Genomic DNA, 4,389 nt, shown 5'->3' on the forward strand with positions numbered 1-4,389 from the left:
CACGTGGCCTGCGCCGGCGGGGAGGCCGTGCTCGGCGCGGGCGAGATCGGCTTCACTCGTGATACGGACGGGTGGGCCCGCTCGGGCGGGCCCCGCACCGCCGGGCCGGCGCGCCGGCGGTACGGGGTCCGTCGCGGGTCCGTGGTCTTCCGGACCCGTCGCGTCTCTTCCGCCGTCCCTCGTCCGGCGGATGCGGGCGGCCCCCGATCCGTGCCGGCGGTGTGCCGGTGCCGCGGGCCCCGGCTCCCGAGGGGATCACGCCGACCGGCCGGGCGGTGGCTGCCGGGGCCGGTGAAGAGGACTCCGGAGCGGCCTCGCGACCCATTCGGCCGTCCCGGACCGTGTCGCGCCGCCTCCGCCGGGCCCCGCCGGGCGGAATGCGGTACGGGCGGGGACGGTGGAGGGAGGAGACCGGAATCGAACGCGAGGCGGAGGCGCCATGGAGACGGCCAAGGAGACCAGGGACGACGGGAAAGGCCTGCGCTGCCTGGTGACGGGGGCCACCGGCTACATCGGGGGCCGCTTGGTGCCGGAGCTGCTCCTCGCCGGCCACCGGGTGCGATGCCTGGCGAGGACCCCCCAGAAGCTGCGCGACTACCCCTGGATCGCCGAGGCGGAGGTGGTGCGCGGAGACGTCACCGACCCGGAGTCGCTGGCCCCGGCCATGCGGGACATCGACGTCGCGTACTACCTGGTGCACGCGCTGGGCACCGGTTCAAGCTTCGAGGAGACCGACCGCAGGGCGGCCCGGACGTTCGGGGAGCAGGCCCGCGCCGCCGGGGTGCGCCGCATCGTCTATCTGGGGGGCCTCACGCCCGGCGACGTACCCGAGGACGAGCTCTCCCCGCATCTGCGCTCCCGGGCGGAGGTCGGCCGCATCCTGCTGGATTCGGGGGTGCCGACGACCGTGCTGCGGGCCGCCGTCATCATCGGTTCGGGTTCGGCGTCCTTCGAGATGCTCCGCTACCTCACCGAGCGGCTGCCGGTCATGGTCACCCCGAGCTGGGTGTCCACCCGGATCCAGCCGATCGGCGTCCGGGACGTCCTGCGCTACCTCGTCGGCTGCGCCCGGATGCCCGCGGACGTGCACCGCAGCTTCGACATCGGCGGGCCCGACGTGCTGACGTACCGGGTGATGATGGAGCGGTACGCCGAGGTCGGGGGCCTGCCGAAACGACTGATCCTGCCCGTCCCGATGCTCACGCCCCGGTTGTCCAGCCACTGGATCGGGCTGGTCACCCCGGTGCCCAGGGCCCTCGCCCGGCCGCTCGCGGAGTCGCTGCGGTACGAGGTGGTCTGCCGGGAGCACGACATCGCGCGGTACGTCCCGGACGGGCCGGGGCAGCCGTTCCCGTTCGACACGGCGCTCTCCCTCGCGCTCCAGCGGGTCCGTGAGGCGCAGGTGACCACCCGGTGGTCCTCGGCCTCGCTCGCGGGCGCGCCGAGCGACCCGCTGCCCACGGACCCGGACTGGGCGGGCGGCAGCCTGTACGAGGACCTCCGGGAGCGGGACGTCGACGCTTCCCCGGCGGCGCTGTGGCGGGTCGTGGAGGGCATCGGGGGCGACAACGGCTGGTACTCGTTTCCGCTGGCCTGGGCGGTGCGGGGGTGGCTGGACCGGGCGATGGGCGGGGTCGGGCTGCGGCGGGGCCGCCGGGACGCCGACCGGCTCCGGGTGGGGGACTCGCTCGACTTCTGGCGGGTGGAGGAGATCGAGCCGGGCAGGCTGCTGCGGCTGCGGGCGGAGATGCGGGTGCCGGGTCTGGCCTGGCTGGAGATGTACGTCGAGAACCGGGAGGGCGGGCGCTCCCACTACCGTCAGCGGGCGCTCTTCCACCCGCGCGGGCTGCTGGGCCACGCCTACTGGTGGAGCGTCTCGCCCTTCCACGCGATCGTCTTCGGCGGCATGGCCCGCAACATCGCCCGGGCAGCGTCCCGGACCCCCGGTTCCGCCCGGGCCCGGGCGGAGACCGCGGCGGTGCGTCCGCGTCCTCAGGGACAGCCCTGAGCCCGAGCGGCAGCGGGCGGTCCGGACGGCAGGTGCCCCGCGCCTCTTGGGGGGTGCGGCGCATCCGGACCGCCGGGCCGTGCGGAAGCACCGGTTGCACCAGATGTCCGCGTTCCGGTTCCGACCCCGTCCAGGAGTAGCGCCATGACCGTCTCGGTCGTCCTGTTCACCTCCGACCTGCGGCTGCACGACCATCCGCCGCTGCGCGCCGCCTCGGCCGCGAGCGACACGGTCGTGCCGCTCTTCGTCCTCGACCGGCGCGTGGAGGAGGCCGGTTTCGCGGTACCCAACCGGCGGGCTTTCCTCGCCGACTGCCTGCGGGACCTGGACGCGGGACTGCGCGAGCGGGGCGGACGGCTCGTGATCCGTGCCGGGGACGTGGTCGGGGAGGTCTGCCGGGTCGCCGCCGAGACGGGCGCCGGGGACGTCCACATGTCCGGCGGGGTCAGCGCGTACGCCCATGCCCGCGAGGAGCGGTTGCGCGGGGAACTGGAGTCGCAGGGGCGGAGGTTGCACGTCCACGACGCGGTGGTGACCGCCGTCGCCCCGGGGGCGGTACGGCCCACGGGCTCGGGATCGGACCACTTCTCCGTCTTCACCCCGTACTTCCGGCGCTGGTCCCAGGAGCGGCTGCGGGATCCCCTCGCCCCGCCGCGCTCCCTTCGGGTGCCGGACGCGGCGAACTCCGGCGAACTGCCGTCCCGGGCCGGGGTGTCCGGGGTCTCGCCCGGACTGGCCGAGGGCGGCGAGAAGGCGGGCCGGGCCCTGCTCACCGCGTGGCGCAGGTCCGGACTCGACTCGTACGAGGAGACGCACGACGACCTCGCGGGCGACGCGACCTCACGGCTCTCGCCCCATCTGCACTTCGGCACGGTCTCGCCCGCCGAGCTGATCGGGCGGGCCCGCGGCGCGGGTGGCGCGGGTGCGGAGGCGTTCGTACGGCAGGTGTGCTGGCGGGACTTCCACCACCAGGTCCTCGCCGCGCGTCCGGCCGCCTCGCACGAGAACTACCGTACGCAGCACGACGACTGGCGGAGCGAGAAGGAGGCGGGGGACGAGATCGAGGCGTGGCGGGAGGGGCGTACCGGCTATCCGGTCGTGGACGCCGCGATGCGTCAACTGCGCCACGAAGGCTGGATGCACAACCGGGGCCGGCTGCTCACGGCCAGCTTTCTGGCGAAGTCGCTGTACGTGGACTGGCGGATCGGCGCGCGCCACTTCCTGGACCTGCTGGTGGACGGCGACATCGCCAACAACCAGCTCAACTGGCAGTGGGTGGCGGGCACGGGGACCGACAGCCGCCCCAACCGGGTGCTCAACCCGGTGCGCCAGGGCCACCGTTACGACCCCGACGGGGCGTACGTGCGCCGCTGGGTACCGGAGTTGGCGGGCGTCGGGGGCGGTGCGGTGCACGAGCCGTGGCAGCTCCCCGAGTCGGAGCGCGCCGCGCTGGACTACCCGGCTCCGCTGGTCGGTCTGGCGGACGCGCTGGACCGGTTCAAGCAGGCACGTGGCCGGGCTTGAGAGCGCGCCCCGCGTCCGGGCGCGGGACGGCCCCGCCGGTGGGTGGGGGTGCCCGGCGGGGCCGTGTCCAGGGGTGGGGTGGAAGGTGGTGTCAGACCTTGCGCCAGCGGGCGTTGGCCCACGAGAAGACGCCGAAGGCGGCCAGTCCGAGGGCGACGAGCACGAGCAGCCAGGGACCGGCGGGGGTGTCGGTGAAGGAGCGCAGGGTGTCGTCCATGCCCTTGGCCTGTCCCGGTTCGTGCTGGACGGCCGCGGCGATGGCGAAGCCGCCCGCCGTGCCGAAGACGACGCCCCGGGCCGTTCCGCCGAACACGCCGACCGCGTCGACGGTCCGGCGGACCTTCTCCCCGGTGCCGGACATGTCGAGGTGCTTGCGGAACTTCAGGGTCACCGCGCGGAAGATCAGCCACAGACCGACGCCCACGACGACGGCTCCGGCGATCCCCACGATCCACTGGCCGCCGGACCAGTCGAGGACCTTGGCGGTGACGTCGTCGGTCCGCTTGTCACTCGATCCGCTGCCGCTGCCCTTGTCCCCGGCGGCGTACGAGATCACGGAGTACGCGACGAAGGCGTAGAACACGCAGCGCCCGGCGGCGATGACCCGCTTCATGGGCTTGTGCCCGTCCGGCCCGGCCTGGCCGAACAGCGCCTCGGAGAGACGCCAGAGCGCCATGCCCACGAGTCCGATGCCGAGCAGCCACAGAAGGACCCCGCCGAGCGGCTGCTCGGCCACTTCCTTCAGGGCGCCGCCCCGGTCGGCCTGCTCTCCGCCGCCGCTGTCGCCCGCACAACGCTTCGGGGACCGTGACCGTTCCCCCTACCACTGTGCCAGCTCCGGCGACATTCGGCGCGGC

General features: G+C 74.3%; 2 protein-coding genes and 1 pseudogene. 2 read left to right on the top strand and 1 reads right to left on the bottom strand.

Annotated elements, in window-relative coordinates:
- The first annotated feature begins 439 nt into the window (after positions 1–439).
- Both ACWD3D_RS33810 and ACWD3D_RS33815 read left to right on the top strand, forming a co-directional pair.
- Complete coding sequence (locus ACWD3D_RS33810) at positions 440–2,008, top strand: SDR family oxidoreductase (protein WP_451464535.1); 1,569 nt, start codon at positions 440–442, stop codon at positions 2,006–2,008.
- 144 nt (positions 2,009–2,152) lie between these two features.
- On the top strand, positions 2,153–3,532 hold the full coding sequence (locus ACWD3D_RS33815; RefSeq protein ID WP_451464536.1) for a cryptochrome/photolyase family protein: 1,380 nt from the start codon (positions 2,153–2,155) through the stop codon (positions 3,530–3,532).
- A gap of 91 nt (positions 3,533–3,623) precedes the next feature.
- On the opposite strand, the pseudogene ACWD3D_RS33820 reads toward ACWD3D_RS33815, so the two are convergent.
- Positions 3,624–4,328 (bottom strand): annotated as a pseudogene (locus ACWD3D_RS33820) (DUF1206 domain-containing protein); the annotation flags it as partial.
- Positions 4,329–4,389: the final 61 nt, after the last annotated feature.

The organism is Streptomyces sp. NPDC002690 (genome assembly GCF_053592415.1).